This is a genomic window from Halotolerantifilum yawarlongkerapense, assembly GCF_054506745.1.
In genome coordinates, this window is record NZ_CP199719.1 from 986,440 (window position 1) to 1,006,044 (window position 19,605).

General features: G+C 54.8%; 15 protein-coding genes. 2 read left to right on the plus strand and 13 right to left on the minus strand.

Annotated features, from left to right (window positions below; translation table 11 throughout):
• Positions 1-15 precede the first annotated feature (15 nt).
• From grpE to lepA, 4 genes are all read right to left on the minus strand, one after another.
• Positions 16-564, minus strand: a complete 549-nt coding sequence (grpE, locus tag ACULM0_RS04765; protein ID WP_463679853.1) for a nucleotide exchange factor GrpE — start codon at positions 562-564, stop codon at positions 16-18.
• A gap of 19 nt (positions 565-583) precedes the next feature.
• Positions 584-1,612, minus strand: a complete 1,029-nt coding sequence (gene hrcA / locus ACULM0_RS04770) for a heat-inducible transcriptional repressor HrcA (protein WP_463679322.1) — start codon at positions 1,610-1,612, stop codon at positions 584-586.
• Between the two features lie 107 nt (positions 1,613-1,719).
• Positions 1,720-2,826 (minus strand): radical SAM family heme chaperone HemW, encoded by a 1,107-nt coding sequence (gene hemW, locus ACULM0_RS04775; RefSeq protein ID WP_463679323.1) that lies wholly within the window; start codon positions 2,824-2,826, stop codon positions 1,720-1,722.
• 7 nt (positions 2,827-2,833) lie between these two features.
• Positions 2,834-4,642, minus strand: coding sequence for a translation elongation factor 4 (gene lepA, locus ACULM0_RS04780; protein ID WP_463679324.1), 1,809 nt, complete (start codon positions 4,640-4,642; stop codon positions 2,834-2,836).
• Between the two features lie 205 nt (positions 4,643-4,847).
• On the opposite strand from lepA, the gene rpsT reads away from it, so the two are divergent.
• Complete coding sequence (gene rpsT / locus ACULM0_RS04785; RefSeq protein WP_463679325.1) at positions 4,848-5,111, plus strand: 30S ribosomal protein S20; 264 nt, start codon at positions 4,848-4,850, stop codon at positions 5,109-5,111.
• A 103-nt stretch (positions 5,112-5,214) separates the two neighbouring features.
• On the opposite strand, the gene holA is transcribed toward rpsT, so the two are convergent.
• The 6 genes from holA to ACULM0_RS04815 form a co-directional block, all read right to left on the minus strand.
• Entirely contained in the window at positions 5,215-6,225 is a 1,011-nt protein-coding gene (gene holA, locus ACULM0_RS04790; protein WP_463679326.1) for a DNA polymerase III subunit delta, read from the minus strand.
• A 1-nt stretch (position 6,226) separates the two neighbouring features.
• Positions 6,227-8,329 carry a DNA internalization-related competence protein ComEC/Rec2 gene (locus tag ACULM0_RS04795; RefSeq protein WP_463679327.1) on the minus strand — a complete coding sequence of 701 codons (2,103 nt, stop codon included), beginning with the start codon at positions 8,327-8,329 and terminating at the stop codon, positions 6,227-6,229.
• A gap of 82 nt (positions 8,330-8,411) precedes the next feature.
• Positions 8,412-8,948 (minus strand): ECF transporter S component, encoded by a 537-nt coding sequence (locus tag ACULM0_RS04800; protein WP_463679328.1) that lies wholly within the window; start codon positions 8,946-8,948, stop codon positions 8,412-8,414.
• A gap of 172 nt (positions 8,949-9,120) precedes the next feature.
• Positions 9,121-10,971 carry an Eco57I restriction-modification methylase domain-containing protein gene (locus ACULM0_RS04805; RefSeq protein ID WP_463679329.1) on the minus strand — a complete coding sequence of 617 codons (1,851 nt, stop codon included), beginning with the start codon at positions 10,969-10,971 and terminating at the stop codon, positions 9,121-9,123.
• 46 nt (positions 10,972-11,017) lie between these two features.
• Entirely contained in the window at positions 11,018-11,425 is a 408-nt protein-coding gene (locus ACULM0_RS04810) for a hypothetical protein (RefSeq protein WP_463679330.1), read from the minus strand.
• A gap of 62 nt (positions 11,426-11,487) precedes the next feature.
• Positions 11,488-12,306 carry a hypothetical protein gene (locus ACULM0_RS04815; RefSeq protein ID WP_463679331.1) on the minus strand — a complete coding sequence of 273 codons (819 nt, stop codon included), beginning with the start codon at positions 12,304-12,306 and terminating at the stop codon, positions 11,488-11,490.
• Positions 12,307-12,397: 91 nt separating this feature from the next.
• Between ACULM0_RS04815 and ACULM0_RS04820 the strand changes: the two genes are divergently transcribed.
• Positions 12,398-13,546, plus strand: coding sequence for an alanyl-tRNA editing protein (locus ACULM0_RS04820; RefSeq protein WP_463679332.1), 1,149 nt, complete (start codon positions 12,398-12,400; stop codon positions 13,544-13,546).
• Between the two features lie 32 nt (positions 13,547-13,578).
• Here the strand turns inward: ACULM0_RS04820 and ACULM0_RS04825 are convergent, their stop codons facing one another.
• Genes ACULM0_RS04825 through ACULM0_RS04835 form a run of 3 tightly spaced genes read right to left on the minus strand, consistent with a single transcriptional unit; the run spans position 13,579 to position 19,603 of the window.
• The gene (locus ACULM0_RS04825) at positions 13,579-14,466 is read right to left on the minus strand and encodes an MBL fold metallo-hydrolase (RefSeq protein WP_463679333.1); all 888 of its coding nucleotides are present in this window, start codon (positions 14,464-14,466) and stop codon (positions 13,579-13,581) included.
• Positions 14,453-18,691 carry an acyl-CoA dehydratase activase-related protein gene (locus ACULM0_RS04830; protein WP_463679334.1) on the minus strand — a complete coding sequence of 1,413 codons (4,239 nt, stop codon included), beginning with the start codon at positions 18,689-18,691 and terminating at the stop codon, positions 14,453-14,455. The genes ACULM0_RS04825 and ACULM0_RS04830 overlap by 14 nt, the downstream gene beginning before the upstream one ends.
• A 12-nt stretch (positions 18,692-18,703) precedes the next feature.
• Positions 18,704-19,603 (minus strand): alpha/beta fold hydrolase, encoded by a 900-nt coding sequence (locus tag ACULM0_RS04835; protein WP_463679335.1) that lies wholly within the window; start codon positions 19,601-19,603, stop codon positions 18,704-18,706.
• Positions 19,604-19,605 lie beyond the last annotated feature (2 nt).

Consider the following 19,605-nt stretch of genomic DNA (forward strand, 5'->3'; position numbering starts at 1 on the left):
TCATTTCCTCCTTCGTTATTTCGCGACTTTTACCATCGCGTGTCGAATGACTTTGCCGTTCAACGTATAGCCTTTTTGCAATTCTTCAATGACCACTTCCGAGTCCGCGTCCTCCGCGTCCTCCGTCATCACCGCATGATGCAGTTCTGGATCAAAGGGTGCCCCGACGGCTTCAATCCGCTCGAGACCGTATTTGTTGAAAATATCTTGAAAGCTCTTCTTGATCTGTCGAAGCCCACCGAAGAACGGATTCTCCTCTTCGTCTGCCTCGAAGGCTTGTACAGCACGCTCAACATTGTCCATCACCTCGAGCAAATCGAGAAAGACCTTTTCATTCGCAAATTTGTAGATATCCGTTTTTTCCTTTTCCGTGCGTTTTTTAAAATTTTGAAACTCTGCATTCAAACGCAGGAAAGCATCCTTTTGTCGGTCGACCTCTGCCTGTAACTTACCCAGATCGCTCGTCTCCTCTGCTGTTTCCGTTGTCTCTCCCGAGACATCGGTTTGTTCCACCTCGGCCGCTTCTTCACGATCGATGTCCTTTACCTTCTCTTTTTCTTCCATCAAAACCTTCACCACCTTACTATAAATATATGCCCGCGAAAATGTCCGTGAGAGTCTCGCGGATGTATTCAACAACGCTCACGGCAGAACCGTAGCGAATGCGCGTGGGCCCCAGGATCCCCAGCGTACCACGTACCTCGTCGTTGAACCGGTACTTGGCCGTGATGATCGAACACCCATCAAAATCCTCGTGACCGATCTCCTGACCGATCCGTATGCTGATTTCTTCTTCTTCGATACTCTGGATGATCCGGCTGAGCTCACTCTCGCCATCGAGATTCTCCAGTAGGGCCCGCGCCTTCACCACATCCTGAAACTCTGGGGAGTTGAAAATGTTGTTCGTCCCATCGTAAGTGATGTCAAGATCATCCATCTCCGAAAGAAGAGTTTTCAAAAGCGGTATCAAGTAATCGATGATCGGGGCGTATTCCGGATGCCTCGCCTTGAGCTGACTGAGCTTGACCATCTTGATACCATTGAAGGATTCCCCGGAGAACACATTGACGAGGTACTTCGATATCTGATCGAGAATCAACTGATCCGTACCCTTGAGGGGAAGCGGTCTCACTTTATAGATCCCACTGTCCGAGACCAGGATGATCAGAACCTTCTGGTCGTCGATCTTGACGAGCTTCACATTCTCCAGCTTACTCTTAGAAAACTGAGGCAAGGTGACGAAACTCACCAGACCCGTCAGTTCCGCCATGATCTTGGCAGACTGCTTGAGCACATCTTCTACTTCGATCACCCGCTTGGAGAGCAGACTTCTGACCAGTTCCTTCTGTTCGCTGCGCAGAAGCGACTGTTTCATCAGGTTGTCCACGTACAAACGGTAACCGAGTTCGGATGGGATGCGCCCTGCCGATGTGTGCGGCTGGGTCAAGTAGCCGAGCTCTTCGAGATCCGCCATCTCATTCCGGATCGTGGCTGAGCTCACGCCCAGTTCATATTTTTTAGCCAGTGTCCTGGAACCAACCGGATGAGCCGTGCTGACGAAATCATCGATGATGGCTTTTAGAATGCGGAGTTTCCGCTCGTCAATCGTCATAAGATCATCTCCTGTTAGCACTCAGGTATGTCGAGTGCTAATACCTCTGTACATAAGATAACATGCACTCCGGACCTTGTCAAGGCAAAAAGAAAAGGCCCTGGGGCCTATAGGAAAACGATAAAAACGCGATTGGACAGGTCTCTCCCCCTGGAGGTGAGGCGCAGACGTGTCCCCTCGCGAAGGAGCAGACCATCGCGCATAAGTTCCTCCACCTCACGGCGTCTGCCCGCCAGGGGATCGATGCCGTACCGCTCTTTCATCTCTCTGAGATCAATACCCTCCTGCAACCGAAGTCCCAGGATCATCGCTTCGAACAGGCGCTCCTTGCGATCGATCTTCTCACGCTCAACAATCGGTAGGGTCTCGTGAACGGTCAGCTCCTTCATGTAACGGGCTAGATCCGACGTGTTGGCGTACCGATGGGTTCCGAGATCTCCGTGGGATGCCAAGCCCAGCCCGAGGTAGGGCTCCAGACGCCAGTACCCGGTGTTATGCTTGCTCTCGCGTCCGGGCAGTGCATAGTTCGAGAGCTCATAGCGAGCGTATCCTGCACGCAACAAAGATGCCTCCACACGGTGGTCCATCTCACGATCGCGTTCTTCCTCCTCAACAACACCCTCGTGATCAAAAGGTGTCCCTGGCTCCACCTTCAGACTGTAGACGGAAATGTGCTCTGGGCGGAGCTCGATCACTTCGTCGAGCGTCCTATCGAGCATTTTCAGATCTTGTCCTGGAAGACCGATCATCAGATCCAAGCTGATGTTCTCGAAGCCCAGCTTCCGTGCTCGGTGGTAGACCTCGAGGAAGGTTTCCCGATCGTGCAACCTGCCGAGTCGCTGCAGCAAGGCCTCATCCAGAGTCTGCAGTCCGATGCTCAAGCGATCGACCCCCACCTCACGCAGCGCCACCAAGAATGCTTCCGTTGCCGACTCTGGGTTCACCTCCACAGTGAACTCCCGAAGTTGCGACAGATCGAAGGCTTCTCCTAGACCCGTCACCAAACGCCTGATCCGCTCTGGACCAAGAACGCTGGGCGTTCCCCCACCGATGTAAAGGGTCGAGGGTGTATCGATCCTCCCCCTGTAAAGAGAGGCCTCCGTCAGGAGGGCCTCGAGATAGAGATCCATGGAATTGAGCGCCGCGGTAGAGGCAAAATCACAGTAGCCGCATCGCGCCCTGCAGTAGGGAACGTGTACGTAGATGCCCGGCATACGCGACCTACTTGCTCTCGTCGAACTTGAGCACCGCGAGGAAGGCCTGTTGGGGCACATCCACATTACCCACCTGGCGCATCCGCTTTTTCCCCTCTTTCTGTTTCTTGAGGAGTTTCTTTTTTCTAGAGATATCTCCACCGTAGCATTTGGCAAGGACATCTTTGCGCAGAGCGCGAATGGTCTCCCGGGCGATGACCTTGTTGCCGATGGATGCTTGTACAGGTATCGCGAACATCTGACGCGGGATCACATCGGCCAGGCGCTCGCAGATCTGTCTGCCGCGCGATTCAGCCTTGGACCGGTGTACGATCAAGCTGAAGGCATCCACCGGTTCTTTGTTCAGCAGGATATCCATCTTGACCAGATCCGACACCCTGTATTCCTTGAACTTGTAGTCGAGGGATCCGTAGCCGCGGGTCTTCGACTTCAAAGCATCGAAGAAATCGTAGATGACCTCGTTCAGAGGCAGATCATACTCGAGCACCACGCGGCGCTCGTCGAGGTAGTCCATGTGGACCATGTCCCCCCTGCGCTCTTGACACAGCTCCATCACGTTGCCCACGTACTCGTTGGGTACCATGATCCGCGCTTCCACGATGGGTTCCTCCGTGATTTCGATCACCGTGGGATCTGGTAGGTTCGAGGGGTTCTGTACCATGATCACCTCGCCGTCGGTCTTTGTCACCCGGTAGATAACGCCGGGTGCCGTGGCGATGATGTCGAGGTCAAACTCCCGTTCGAGCCGCTCCTGGATGATCTCGAGATGCAAGAGACCCAAGAAGCCGCATCGAAAACCGTAGCCCAAGGCTGCGCTGGTCTCCGGCTCGAAGGTCAGGGCGGCGTCGTTGAGCTGGAGTTTCTCCAGGGCATCTCGAATATTATCCATATGCTCACCTTCGGCAGGATACAGGCCACAGTACACCATGGGCGTCGCCTGTTTGTAACCGGGTAGCGGCTTTTCTGTGGGTCGATCCACGTGTGTGATGGTATCCCCCACGCGACACTCCTTGACGTTCTTGATGCTGGCCGTCAGGTAACCCACATCGCCGGCCTCCAGCTTGTCCGTTGGAATTGCAGCCGGAGTGTACATCCCTACCTCCGTGACCTCAAAGGTTTTCTTCTGTCCCATCATCAGGATCCGGTCGCCTTTTTCCACGGTTCCCTCTAGGATCCGGATGCTGGCCACCGCACCGCGGTAACTATCGTAGTAGGAATCGAAGATCAAGGCCTTGAGCGGTGCTTCGGGTTTTCCCGTTGGTGCGGGCACGCGTTTGACGATGGCCTCGAGCACATCATCGATGTTGAGCCCTTCCTTGGCACTGATCCTCGGGGCATCTTCCGCCACGATGCCCACCAGATCCTCAATCTCTTCGATGACTTCCTCAGGACGTGAGCTCGCCAGATCAATCTTGTTCAGCACCGGGAAGATCTCGAGGCCCTGGGCGTCGGCCAGATACACATTGGCCAGCGTCTGTGCCTCCACCCCCTGTGTCGAGTCCACCACGAGGAGTGCACCCTCACAGGCCGCCAGCGACCGAGAGACCTCGTAGGTGAAGTCCACGTGACCCGGCGTGTCAATCAGGTTCAGGATGTACTCTTCTCCATCCCGTGCCTTGTAGATCAAACGCGTGGTCTGCAGTTTGATCGTGATCCCACGCTCGCGCTCGAGATCCATGCTGTCGAGCACCTGTTCTTTCATCTCGCGTTCGGTCAGCGTACCCGTGCGCTCGATAAGCCGATCGGCCAGGGTGGACTTCCCGTGGTCGATATGGGCGATAATACTAAAGTTTCGAATCCTCTCTCGTCTGATCATAAATGTTCCGGCCCGCAGGGCCGATCCCTCCTTCTATCTATCGTGAAATCGTCACAATCGCATACTCCCCTTGAGTATAACACAAAGTCTCCCGTTTTTGTATCAGGACCCACCGCCAAAGTTATCGACAGGTGATGATTTCTCTTGCACTTTACCTGCCCCCGTGTTAAAATACTTTTGTTAATCGAATGGGGAGGTGAACAACTTGGCAAATATTAAAGCCGCTAAGAAAAAGATCAAAGTCATCAAAAAGAAGACAGCGATCAACAAGGGCGTTAAGACGGGGATCAAATCAGCAGAGAAAAAGGTCTTCGCCGCTATCGACGCCGCGAATTACGATGAAGCCCTCGCTGCTTTCAAGTCTTTCGAAAAGAAGGCAATGCGCGCAGCAGACAGAAACATTCTGCATAAGAACAACGCTGCACGACGCATCTCCAGACTGGAGAAGCGAATCCAGGCCCTCAAGTAAGACTTTGAACGAGCGTTTGATATTCCCCATCATACAGACCGTTTCATTTTCTCGAGAGAATGAAAAAGCGTGCCAAATGGCACGCCTTTTTTCTTTTTTGAACTTATTTTTCTCCAGCCAGTTCAAAGATGAAACGTTCGATCCGCTGGACCGGTTGGACGCGGGTGGACTTCATGTCGCGCTCCACCTGCACCGCCAGCTCTAGAGAACGCCTCAGGCCGGGAAGGTCGCGTCCTGCCGACTGATGGCTTAGTTTCTTGGCCACGTAGGGGTGGATCTCGAGCTTCTCAGCGATCAGTTTCGGTGAGAACCCCTCCTCCCGTAGTATGGCCACCTTGTTCATCAAACGGTACTGGCGCACGATCATGTAGGTGATCATCATCTCGGCAGCGCCATCGGCGAGCAAGGCGTGAAAGAGCAGGAGTGCATCTTTCGCCCGACCTTCGCTCAGCGCATCGGTGAAGAGAAAAATATTGTGCTCAAGGGATGGTTTCACCTCTTCGATCACCATCTCGTCCGTCACGCGGGGCTCTCTGGTGGCCAGGGCGAGTCGCTCCACCAGGTGCTGGAGATCGTAGAGGGTCACCCGGGACCCGTCCTGGGCGTAGCCCGTGCGATCGATCATCGACCGAAGGGCCGTGGTGTCGATCGTCTTCCCCCGTCCCTTGAACTGCTTCGAAAGCCATCCCGTCAACTTTTGCGGTGTCAGCCGATCGAAGGTCACCACTTCCCCGTGCTTTGCACAGGCTTTGTAAAACTTCCGGCGTTTGTCCACTTGCGCGAGGTACAGGATGAAAACCGTGGTCGCGCTGGGGCTCTCGATGTAAGATTCGAGTAGCGCTAGATCGAAAGTTCCGCTGGTTTTCTGCCGTTCAAGAACCACGATCTTACGCTCATCCATCATCGGAAGCGTCTCCAGTGCGTCTGTGACCTGGTCAAAGGTGGCCTCCTCCCCGAACTTTAAAAAATTGAAGGTCACCAGGGATGGCTGCAGCAGCGTGCTTTGCATCTTATCGACCACTTGGTCATAGAGATAACGTTCTTCACCCGTCATCAGGTAAACGGGCGCCACGGTGCCTTGATCTAATGCTTTGTATAGTGCGAAAATATCCATATCAATCAACTCCAACTTCATCGAGTACATAACCCTCTTCAAAGATGCGCAGGACTACGGCGCCCGAATTGGCCGTAACGCGCGTCGTCACACCAAAATAATCAAGCCGGTCCCGCACGCTGGAATCCGGCAGCCCGTAACGTCCCGAGGCCGAGATCACTGCGATTTTCGGCTGCACGCGTTCGAGAAAAGTAGCGCTGCTGCTCGTTTTTGACCCGTGATGAGCAACTTTCAACAGATCGACGCCCGATGTGATCTGGTCGACCAGCGCAAGCTCCGTCTGCCTTTCGGCATCCCCTGTGCCTAGGAAACGAAAGTCTCCAATCGTCACTTCCGTCAACAAGCTCGCTGCATTCGGTTCTTCTTCACCCTGGGCCTGCAGGAAGCGGATTGTCACCCCCTCGGCCGCGATGCCATCATCGCTACCCACCACTCGGATCGCTTGGGGTGCCGTGGCCAAAAGTCCCATCAGCGCCCTTCTATTATATAGGGTTTGTTCCGATAGATAAACCCTTTTCACATCGATCCCGCGAGCTACAAGACGTCCCAGACCACCGTAGTGATCTTCGTGGGGATGGCTTAAAATCAAGTGGTCCAGACAATCGATCCCCTGGAAAAGCAAAAGATCTCCGAGGTCCGTATACGAGCGTGCAGAGCCGGCGTCGATCAGGATGGATTCTCCAGCCGCCGTTTTGATCAGCTGGGCATCGCCATGACCCACATCAAAGAATATGATCTCGGCCTCCTGCGTTCGTCCGGCCCCTAACACGGGGAGGAGACAGAGCAAGAGGAGGACCCTTCGCACCGGGGGGAGACTGCCGGCCTCTAACCCCATGGCCAGAAACAACAGCACGAACAGTGCCACCAAGACGCCCTGCGGAGGCGGCGCCACGAGAAAATGGTAGCCGTTATCGCCAATGCGAATCACCCACCACATGTAGCCCACGAGAGTATCCAGCCAGGTGACCAAGAGTGGCACCATATTCCCTATCAGAAGAAAGCACCAGAGGAGCACCATGATCAGCGGCAAAAGGGGTAACAACAGCGGGTTCATCAGATAACCAGCAGGAGAGTATCCTCGGAAATGGTAGCTGCCGATCATCAAGGTCGTCAAAAGGAGACCAACCCCCACCGCGACGGTCTGCACCCTCTTTTTCCTTACGTAACGCTGGAGAAGGCCGATGATCAAAACCGCACCGAAAGAATACTGGAAGGCCACCTGGTCCACAGTGCTAGGACGAAAGATGACAAAGGGAAAGGCAACGAGCGCCAGCGCCGACAGGAGATCAAAGGGTCGCTTACCATAGAAGCATAGTTCTGCAACCAGCACCAAGCCCACTGCCCGGAGAAAAGAAAGGGAATGGCCGACGAGCAGATAGTAGAAACCCAGGACCCCTAGGGTGAGAACCGTCCCAGGGATACGGTTCTCAAGACTTGCCCGACGCGCAAGGCTGAAGGCGATGCCCACGTGAAGGCCGCTGACTGCGAAAAGATGACCGAGCTGGCTCGCCCGCATGGTCCTCAGATCAGCGGAATCGAAGCCGCCGGTATCACCGGTGAGCAGCGCGTAGAGAGCGGCACCCCTTCTCACGCCAAAGGTCCCCTCGAGCAGCTGCCACCAAGTGTCGAGCAAAACACCGCGCCAGCGGATGATCCCGGTGAACAAACCATCCGCCGCCGAGACAAGCTCCACTTCTTTCGAGATCGCCAGGATGCCCTTCGATCGCAAGTAGCGCCTGTAGTCAAATGACCCTGGGTTTCTGGCACCACCGGGGGCCTGATCCTCGGCCTTCACCGTGACCTTCTGCCCGGTGTAAGGCGCGAGTTCTTCTGCTTTTAAGAGAAACGACCCCACGCGGTAGGTCCCCTCGAACTGAGAAGGCCGTGTGAGGTAGCCCGACGCATTTGGCGCCGGGACCTTGGCGTTTGGCCACATGATCAACAAGAGCGCGAGGCAGACGATTGCCAGGAGGGCCCTCGCGGGAATAGCCAAGGTCAATCCCACAAGCAAGTAGACAGCAAGGGAGACCCAGAGGAGGCCGGCATGATCGGCGTAGACCAAGGTGATGAAAAGCAGCATGAAAATCAAAAGCGGACGTTTCACAGATGGATCACCTCTGTCCACAATGTATCATAATTTACATATTTTTACAACAAATGGGTAAAAAAAAAGCAGGCCACCCCGCCTACTTGTGGTGGGTGGCCAGCTTAAAAGCATCGGTTTTCTCCAGTGCGAGCAGGATCGGAAGTGCAAGCAGTCCCCCGCCCAAAGCTTGTGTGATGTTCCCGGGAATCCCCGCGAGGGCCGGAACCGCACCGTAGAGGAGTGCCTCGTAAAAATAGTATCCGCCGATCATCACCAGTCCGCCGGCGAGCACCGCCGATCCAAAGACCAGGCTGCGTTTGAGCAATGTGACCTCACCCTCACCAATAAAGCGGTGGTAGATCATGCCCACGAGAAAGGCATCGAATCCTTTGATCAGAAAAGTGGGGATCGCATAGTGCGCATACCCCGACAATAGATCGGCAAGGAAGGAACCCACTGCGGCGCTCAGACCACCGGTAACGGGTCCAAGGAGGATACCCGCAAGAATGACGATGGTGTCACCCAAGTGGATGTAACCACGCGTTGGTGTGGGCACCTGGATGATCATGGTCCCGATCAAAACCATGGCCGCCATCAGCCCGGCCAATACCAATTGTTTCAAATTCATTTTCTTCATGTGCAACCTCCTCTGGTGTATTCTTTATAACCAGTATAGCTTCCTTAAAAGGGTCAAGCAATCTATATTGTATCGGTACAAAATAAATAAAAACCCCACACGCCCTCAAATGCAAGGGATGCTGGGGTTTTTAAATTGGGTGCAATATAGCCGAATTGTACCGGTTCAATACTCATACGCCTCGCATGGCTCGAAGGTGGCCATCGATCCGATCACGGGAAGGGCCATCCAGTTCGAACAGTTCGTAGAAACAAATGTCGAGCGATCTGCGTAACCCAGGATCCCTCGGGCGGTCGATCAGACGATGGACCACCTCCTCCACCCGTGTGATCAACCGATTCTCCACCCTCAGCGCATCGGGGAGCGGGATCTCGGAAAGGGGTTTGCCGTAAAGCTCAAGAAGCTCCCCCTTCCTTTTCCCACGGTGCGACAACCAAAAACCGACGACTGAGCTGTTCAAGTACCCGAGCAGAAAACTCAGGGAATAAGGCGAACGGTAGGTACCGGTGATATAGTAAATATCCGCAGATCCGTAGTGTGATCCTTCTGAATAGGCAAAGCGATTGTATCGAGCCCGCTGTGGGCAGAGGATCGCCGGCTCCTCGAAGAGCGTTCGCTTTCTTCCCCACGTTAACTGATACCAGTGGCGCAGTCCTCGCTGCACCTCACGCCTTGCAGACAGTCGATCAGCGAAAGGGGATAGATAGGTGCGCAGGGCATCGGGAATCTCTTCCTCCACAAGGTAAAGCAGTTGGTAAGAGGGACGCTTCTCAATCCGGAAGTCCCCCAGATCGGAGTTCTTGTAAAAGGGCACGAGACAAAGGCCCAGATCGGACAAGCCCTCGAGTTCTGGTGCGCACATCTCGTGCACGAAAACGCCTTGACCCTTCCTCATCGATGGATAGCGTTCCACATCGGGTCCGCGTAGGCGGTCGAAACCCGTGACGATCCCCTGGTTGACAGCGTAGAGGTCACCGAGACAAAAACCGCGCTTCTCCCAAATCGCACCCAGCGTCCTTTTGATGGGAGCTGGCTCAAGCACCAGATAACCCTGAGGACTAAAGAGCATCTCAGGCGGCAGTTCTTCTTCATGAGCCTCCGTTAACTGTCGCGTGGTGAGGTCGTGGTAGGGTGTGACGCCGAAGATCGTGCTGTGCAGACTGGCTCCGGAGAAAAGCTGCTCATCACCGAAGTTCTCGAGATAGGTCAAACGGCTCTCTCTGAGGAGAAACGCCCTGAAGGCCCGAGCACCAGTGGCCGTGAGAAAATAACTGGTCGTAATGAAGGAGAGCACACCCTTCTCGGTGAGAAGAGAGACACCGCGGTAGACGAAAAAATAAAACAGATCCATCTTGGCCTCATATCTCCGGGCAAAATCGGATGTTGTTCTCAGCTTTCGGAAATATGCCTTGTTGTTCTTCTCGCCGAGGTATGGCGGATTGCCGACTACCAAATCAAAGGGTCCCCCCTCGATGGCTGTTAACAGTGCATCGCCGGTGTGCCCTCGTATTTCGATATCGATCCCCTCTTGCTTTGCGAACCGGTAAAGGTGAAAGCGTGCTGCCTGTAGGGCCTCCGGATGCAGGTCGATCAAGGTGAAGGCCATTCGTTCCGGGTGGACACCTGCGGTGACCAGCACCTCGATGAGCGCCACAGGAAAGACCCCCGTTCCCACCGCGAGATCGGCCACCGACAAACCGGAGAGCAGCGGCTCCACCTTGACCAGGCATTCTGTATCGCGCGTCCCCTCAAGGAAAAACCTTCGAAATTTCGTTCCAAGCTCCGGATAACGGATCCGACAAAAGTCCACGAGGCCCTCGGCGCACACGCGTCGTGCCAGTTCTGGATTCGTGTAGTAACTGCCGGACTGCCGACGATAGGCCCGATCGAAAGTGATGTCGAGCCCGTAGGCATAGGCCTCTCCGGCACCCGACGCATCGGCCTGCGTTGCCCCGTCTACCCGGAGAGCTTCATAGGCGTCCGGATAGTCCCGGTGGAATCGATTAACCATCTGCTGAACCATCGTTTCACCTCTTTTTCAAAAATTGGAAAAGAAGCTATAGCCGAAACTAGAGCTTCTTGCGTTTATACCGACCGTACCCGAGCTTCTCCACCCCTTCGATCGATTGGATGATCCGGTCTACCAGCAGATCGATGTCAGGGATACTCGTGTCCACACCTTTTTTCTTGAGATACTTCATGATGGTCACGAGCCGGATGTGATAGCTCGAGGGATTCTTAAAGTAGGGGTGTTTCATCAAGAGCGCGCGAATCTGGTTTTTGTCTACACTCTGCAGATCTACGATCTGCTTGGATTCCATCTGACTTTCCAGATCCTCCAGATACTGTTTTAAATCTTGCGTTGACGCTTTGTTGTCGATGATTTTTCGGATGTCACGGATCATGTCATCCATGTCCATGACCTTATAGGGTTCCCCCGGGTCATCATCGTCGACAAGTGTCATCAAGTCTGTCATGGGTGGTGCTCCTTTCAAAATTTCGTTATGTCCATTTTACAAGCCTTCCCGCCGCTTGTCAATCAGAGCAGATCATCCAGCGTGATCAGGTCGTCCACCAGGTGTCGGATGCTGTCCCCGAAACAAGTCGCCATCAAGGCCTTCGCCCTTTCTCGTAGTTCCGCCGTTCGGGCCTCGACCTCAAGGCGCGACTGCTCCTGTAGGACCTGCGCCACCACCTCATCGCCATCGATCAGGTTGAAAAGATCAAAGTCCTCATCCTCTAGGCCAATGATAGGCTCACATGACTTGTTCCTGGCGAAAGCACTTTCATCTATGATCTGATAGACACTCTGGTAGACCATGTGCTGCTCATCGTAGCTGAGGGTTTCCACAGCTTCGGTCAAAACGTGGTAGATTCCGTACATCAGAAGTGGATGATCCCTGACGAAATCCGCGGGATCGCCGATGAAAGAGTCGGCTTTGATCGCATCGTAGAAAAGTTTGGTCACCTGCTGTCTATAGGTGGTTTCTAGTAGAAGCGGCTCGGAAACCATACGGTACTTTCCGTCTACGCGCTCGAGCTTGAGAAACAGGATTCCCTCCTGGAAGGCGGTCTCCTCTTCAAGCTCAAGATCCGCTTTGGTGAAATGATCTTTCAGCACCGTCTTCCCAGGGACGTTCAACCCTTCGAAAAACGATGTGTACACCTTCGGCGCCTCTCCTGTCAACCGTTCAGCGATTGTCCGGCCTTCCACAACATAATCATACAGGAGAAACTCGTTGAATCCGCCGGCGTCCTTCCCCACGGCCTTTTCAAAGACCTCCTTGGCAGACGCAAGCATACGCTGACCTTCATCGGTCTTGAGATAGGCTACAAAAGCTTCAGTCGTCGGCTGCATTAGGTTACCCCTTTCTTTCGGTCTAATGGTACAATGAAATCACATTATATCGTTTTTTTCGGAATTGTCAAATGCATGGAAGGAGCTCGTCATGAACCTCTACTGGGAAGACCCCTATCGATCGCAAGCCACCACACGTATCCTGGAGCGTCGCGCCACCGACACTGGTGTTGCCCTTCGGTTGGTCGACCGCTTGTTTTACCCCGAGTCCGGCGGTCAACCGGCAGACCACGGCACCATCGATGGCATGGAGCTGATCCGGCTGGAAATGGACGAGGAAAAACTCTGGCATCACTTGAGCCGCGCTCCCGAGGGAGAGCAAGTGACGGTCCGTATCGACGTCAAGCGAAGGCGCGACCATATGCAGCAGCATCTTGGCCAGCACATTCTCTCCCGCGCCTTCGAAGAACTGGCCAAAGCCAGGACCATCGGTTTTCACATGGGCAATCGAACCACCACCATCGACCTCGACCGCTACCTAGCGCCGGAGACCCTAAGGGCTGCCGAGGCCTGGTCCAACCGCATCATCGATGAACACCGCGACGTCCGAAGCTTCTTCCCCACCGCCGAGGAGAAAATATCACTCCGGCTGCGCAAGGATCCCGATGCCCACGAGACGCTTCGGGTGGTACGCATCGAGGGGGTCGATGACGCTGCCTGTGGCGGAACGCATCCTCATAACACTTCCGAAGTGGGACTACTCAAGATCGTCAAGTCCGAGAAGTACAAGGAGGGGATGCGGATCACTTTTCTCTGCGGCGCACGAGCCCGTGACCATTACGCCTTCGAGCATGGGCTCTTACAGAACCTATCCGCACGTCTGGGTACCGGGATGGAAACCCTGCTACCGCGGCTCGACAACCTGCTTGATGACCTAAGCGACTTAAGACACAGGCGGGATACCCTGGTCGAGGAAAAGAGGGTGCGCACGATCGAGACCCTCGCAAAACCCCTCGAAGAAAAGGGTACCTTGATCCACCGCTTTGAAGAGGGGCCAGACTTCTACCGACCCATAGCGGCCACGCTGACCGCCCGTCACCGGGGTGTCCTGCTCTTGTTCTCGGTCGCCGACGAGGGCTACCACTTCATCCTGGCCTGCGACGACACGTCGCAGGATGAGCTACAGCAACGCTTCCTGGCCTTGAAAAGTCAGGCGACGGTTAAGGGCGGGGGGCACCGTCTCATGAAGCAGGGGAGGCTCACCGGGATCACGACCGACACGATCATGCAGCTCTTCTAATGGAAAGGGTGGTCCCGAGGGGCCACCCTTTTCTAACGCCTTCTGTACTGCAATAGACCGGCGCCCACTTCACAGGAGATCGCGCCCATGCCGATCAGGGAGGACAAGTGTGCTTTGATGACGCTCGAGTTGAGCAGGAAACTACCGACGTTGCCCTCCTTGGTTCCAAAGGCATCAGAAGACAACTGCCGGATCGCATCGAAGGAAAGAGCGTCGTCGCTTGTGAAGAAGCCGGCGATCCGTTCGCGGGTTGCGATGATCCGCCGCCGGTTACGCTCGATCAAAGGGCCCGGGTCATCGGTGTAACCGCCGTGGGCCATGACCATTCCGGTGAGCATGAGCCGATCCAAACGGTCGAGCGTCTCGAGCGTCGCATCCACGTCGTAGAGAAAAATCAACTGATGCCGATCGAGCGGTTCATCGCCCATCACAGCATCTGCAGCGTAGAGAATCCCCTCCGGGGTCAGGAGACCGACCATTCCCGGGGCGTGTCCCTTCAGATCGACGAGCTCGAGGTCCGTACCACCTAGCGGCCAGGGGCCGGGGGCGACGACTTGGTCGATGGTCGAGGGGGCCGCGTGGACGAATTTCGAGTCGATCGACTCGAAGGGGTGGGCGCCATAGAGATAATAAGGTTCGTATAAGGGCGACTCGATCAGCGACTTCTCCACTGCCGCTGCGTAAAACCGAGCGTCCGTTTTTTTGCGCACCTTGGCATTGCCCCCCACGTGATCCGCATGGTGATGCGTGGAAAGGACGTGCTGGGGGCCGTCGTTAAGCTGTCTCAAGATCTTGTTGGCCACCGAATCGTCGATGCCCGTATCGATGAGAAGTTCTTCACCGTTCTCCAAGATCACGAGGCCTGCACAGACGACCGATTCGAAATACGCACATGTTTTCGTCAGATCACGTCGTTTCATCGGCTTCCTCCATGTGCTTGAAAGCAGAAGACAACATCAGCTTCAAGCGGTTCACTTGGTTCACTTCACTGGCGCCCGGATCATAATCGATCGGGGTGATGTTGGCATTCGGGAATAGACCCTTCAGCTTCTGGATCATCCCCTTGCCGGTGATATGGTTCGGCAGACAGGCGAAGGGTTGGAGCACGGCAATATTACAGACCTTCGCTTCGAGCAGCTCCACCATCTCGGCCGTGAGGAACCAACCTTCACCCGTCTGGTGACCCAGGCTGATGATGTTTTTCACGCCGTCCGCCAGATGGGTGATCGGCTTGGGTGGTTCAAAACGCACGGATCTTTCGAGCACGCGCTTGATCTCCCGTCTGTAGAATTCCACATAAGCGATGAAGAGATCCGCCCCGATCTTCTGGCGCAGGGAGCCACCCAAGTGCTTGTATCGGAAATCGGCGTTGTAGCCCGTGTAAAGGAAGAAATCCATCAGATCTGGAACAACCACCTCGGCGCCCTCGTCCTCAAGAAAGGTCACGATATCATTGTTAGCCGTCGGGTGGTATTTGACCAGGATTTCACCGACGATCCCCACGCGGGGTTTCGGACGATTGACGATGGGAATTCCATCGAAATCCCTGACGATGCCGGCGATTGTCCTTTTGTACAGTCGGTAGTTCCCCCCGCGGACGGTATCCCTGCAGATGGCCGCCCAGTGTTCGTAGCGTTCGTTCGCCATGCCCTTGACCTCTTCATAAGGACGTACCTTATAGAGCACCCTCATCAACAGATCTCCGTACAAAATCCCCATGCACATCTTCTTGACGAGTCGGGGGCTAAGCTTAAAGCCAGGGTTTTTCTCCAGACCCGTTGCGCTCAGCGAGATCACGGGAATATGCTCGTAGCCCGCATCCTTGAGTGCCTTTCTTATAAATCCGATGTAGTTCGTCGCACGACAGCCGCCCCCGGTCTGGCTGATGATCACACTGGTGTTCGCAGGATCGTACTCACCGGATTCGATGGCAGCCATAATCTGCCCTACCACAATAATCGAGGGATAGCAGGCATCGTTATGGACGTACTTCAAGCCCACATCGATGGCCTTGGTATCGACGGAAGGGAGCACCACCAAGTTGTACCCTTCACCCGTGAAGGCCTCCTGGAGGAAGTCGAAGTGAATGGGACTCATCTGCGGTGCCAAGATCGTGTGGGTCTTCTTCATGGCCTCGGTGAAGACGGGGGTCTCCACGTAAACCGCCTGGGGTTCACCGGCCATCATATCCTCTACACGCTCTTCCATCAGGGCGAGCAGGCTTCGGATCCGGATGCGCGCGGCACCCAGGTTGTTGATCTCATCGATCTTGAGGACCGTGTACAGCTGGTTGTTCGCTCCCAAGATCTCCTGCACTTGGTCGGTGGTCACAGCGTCGAGGCCGCAACCGAAGGAATTCATCTGAACCAGTTCTAAGAGCGGTTCGCGACAAACCAGTGCCGCCGCATTGTAGAGTCGGGTGTGATAGGTCCATTGGTCGATGATGCGTATCGGGCGGTCGACATCTGCCAGATGGCTCACGGCATCTTCGGTCAAGACATGTACGCCGTAATTGGCGATCATATCCGGGATCCCGTGGTTGATTTCGGGATCCACATGGTAGGGTCGTCCTGCCAATACGATGCCCCGCTCGCCAGAGCTTTTGATCTTTTGCAGCAACGCCTCCCCTTTCTGTTGGATATCGCGTTTGAACGCCCGAAGGGCTTCGTAGGCTTCACCTGTCGCCGCCTTGATCTCGGACTTCTGATGACCGAGGGGTGTGAACTCCCCGAGGAGCGCCTTCACCATTGCCTTCTCATCGTAGAGAGGAAGGAAGGGGTGGGAGTAGCGAACCCCCTTCTCCTTCAGAGTGGACATATTACCCTCGATGGTCGCGGGGTAGCTCGTCACCACAGGACAATTGTAGTGGTTGCTCGCCGCATCGGATTCCTTGATTTCGAAAGGAATCGAGGGATAGAAAATCCAGTCCACCTTCTGTGCGATCAAGGACTCGATGTGTCCGTGGGCCAACTTGGCCGGGTAACACACGGACTCCGAGGGAATCGACTCCATCCCCCTCCTGAAAAGTGTATTCGACGAGGGTGGGGAAAGCACAACGCTGTAGCCTAGCTTCGTAAAAAGGGTGTGCCAGAAGGGATAGTTTTCGTAGATGTTGAGCACCCGGGGCAATCCCACGGTGCCATGGGTGGCCCTTTCAAGGGGCAGGGAGGGACGATCGAACAGCTTCTCATACTTATAGCGGTACATATTCTCCGCTTCGTTCAACTGTACGTCTTTCCCAGCGCCACGATCACAGCGGTTACCGGTGATATACTTGGAGCCATCGGAAAAGCGGTTGATCGTCAAGAGGCAGTGGTTTTCACACAGTCGACACCTAGTGTTCGACGTATCATGAGTAAACTGGAGGAGCGCTGGTCGATCGCTCAGTGTGGAGGGTTCCTCTGTTGCACGCTCCATAGCAATCAGCGCCGCTCCAAAGGCGCCCATCATCCCTGCGATGTTGGGTCGCACTACTTCTTTCCCTGTGATGTGCTCGAAACTCCTGAGCACGCCATCATTGAGGAAGGTCCCTCCCTGCACAACGATTCGATTGCCCAGTTGATCCACATTGCGTAAGCGAATGACCTTGAACAATGCGTTCTTGATGACAGCATAGCAGATACCCGCGGCAATCTCACCCACCGAGGCACCTTCCTTTTGTGCCTGCTTGACCTTGGAGTTCATGAACACAGTGCAGCGCGTGCCGAGATCCACCGGCGCCTCGGCAAAGAGCGAACGCTCGACAAAGCTCTCTAGGGGCAGGTTCAAGGTGCTGGCAAAGGTCTCGATGAAACTCCCGCAACCCGACGAGCAGGCTTCGTTAAGCATGATGCTATCGATGGCGCCGTCCTTGACCTTCAGGCTCTTCATATCCTGGCCGCCGATATCGATAATAAAATCCACCGCGGGATCGAAGTAAGCGGCCGCCTTGTAGTGGGCGATCGTTTCGATCTCGCCGTGATCTATATGCAGTGCCGCCTTCACCAGATGTTCACCGTACCCGGTGGAGGCAGAGGATCGGATTTTCTTCCCCTCGGGTAGTTGCTTGTAGATCTCCAGGAGTGCTTCCTGCACGCTGTTCAGGGGCTGCCCACCGTTTCCCTTGTAATAACGGTAGCAGATCCTTCCATCCTCATCGATCAAAATGACCTTTGTGGTGGTGCTCCCCGCATCGATCCCCAGGAACAAGTCCCCGCGCGCTTCTTCGATCTTGATGAACGGAAGATGATGCTTGTCATGGCGTTGGCGAAAGGCCTCATAGTCTTCTTCCGATTCAAAAAGGGCAGGTAGGCTGTTCTTCGATGTGCTCACGTGCGCATCGAGGGCGGATCTGCGGAGCATCAGGTCTTTCAGTGCAATCGGTTCGTCCCCGCGAGAAAGCATGGCTGTACCCTCGGCGACGAACAGATTGGCGTCATCGGGAAAGATCAACCTCTCCTCCGTCAGGTTCAGCGTCTCGATAAACCGTTTCCGGAGTTCTTCGAGGAAGGTCAAGGGTCCACCGAGAAAAGCGACGCGCCCCCTGATCGGTTTTCCGGCCGCAAGACCACCCACGGTTTGATTGACCACGGCCTGGAAGACGCTGGCGGCAATATCCGCCTTGGCGATGCCCTCGTTCACCAGTGGCTGTACATCGGTCTTTGCAAAGACCCCACATCGGGAAGCAATGGGGTACAGGGTTTTGTAACCCTTCGCCAGTTCATTGAGCCCCAGGGCATCCGTGTTGAGAAGCACGGCCATCTGATCGATGAAAGCTCCAGTTCCCCCGGCGCAGACGCCGTTCATACGCTGTTCGATATTGTGTCCAAAATAGATGATCTTGGCATCTTCACCACCGAGCTCGATAGCCACATCCGTATCGGGATGGCGTTTCTCCAGTGCCTCCGAACTGGCGATCACCTCCTGTACGAAGGGCACCTCATAGAGATCACTGACAAGCATACCCGAGGAACCGGCCACACGTACGGTAAGCGTCACATCACCGACGGAGGCGCGGATCGCTTCGAAAAGAGCGACCACTGAGTCCTTGATCTCCGAGTAATGACGTTTGTAATATTTGAATACTTTATCCCCGGATTCGTTGAGAACGACAGCCTTGATGGTCGTCGATCCCACATCGATCCCCAAACGATAGGACGATTTCAAATCAATCACCTTCTATTCTTGTTCATGGAGCCACCGGACGAGATCACCGTAGACTTCATATCGATTGGTTTCATTGAGCACTTCGTGCCGCGCATGCTCGTAGAGCTTATACTGCAGATGTGCTCCCGCATCGCGTAGATGATGGTATGTCTCGAAAAAACCCTTGGAAAAATTGCCGACGGGATCGAGATTGCCAGAGAACATGTACCCCTCGATCGGCGAGGAAAACCCTTGCGGTAACCGTTTGTGGAAGAGGCTTTGGAGACCGTCGAAGAAATGACGGTAGAAACCATAGGTGGGTACAAAACCACACAACGGATCATTGATATACGCTCGTACCACTTCTCTATCGGATGAGAGCCAATCGAAGCTGGTCTCGGCTTCTGGGAAGGCCTCGGCAAATTTTCCAAAGGTCAACCGATGGAGCTTAACGGCCTTTTGATCCTCTCGGCCGAGAAGACAGGCCAGCTTGGCAAAAAGTCTTCCCCCTAAGAGCTCTCCCTTTCTATAATACCCTGTACCGGACAGGATGAATCCCTCGATGCGATCGCTGGCTTGGAGGGCTGCACCTAGGGTCACGAAGGAACCCATGGAATGACCCATGAGATAAGGCTTTCGTCCCTTCTCCAGAGTGACAGCATCCACCACAGCCAGGGCATCGGCCACTAGCGTGTCGAAAGGAACACCCGCACCGAGGGTGTCCGCTTGCAGGGCTTGGGCGCCATGCCCACGCTGATCGTAAAGCGTCACGTCGATACCCTCTCGTGCCATTGCTGAAGCGAACTCAGCGTACCTCGCGAGATGTTCTGCCATTCCGTGGACCAGGACGAGATCTACTTTGCTCTCGCGACCCCTTGTGCCCATGAGCTCTATTAGATGGCCATCCTTTTCAATGCTTTGTATTCTCTTCATCT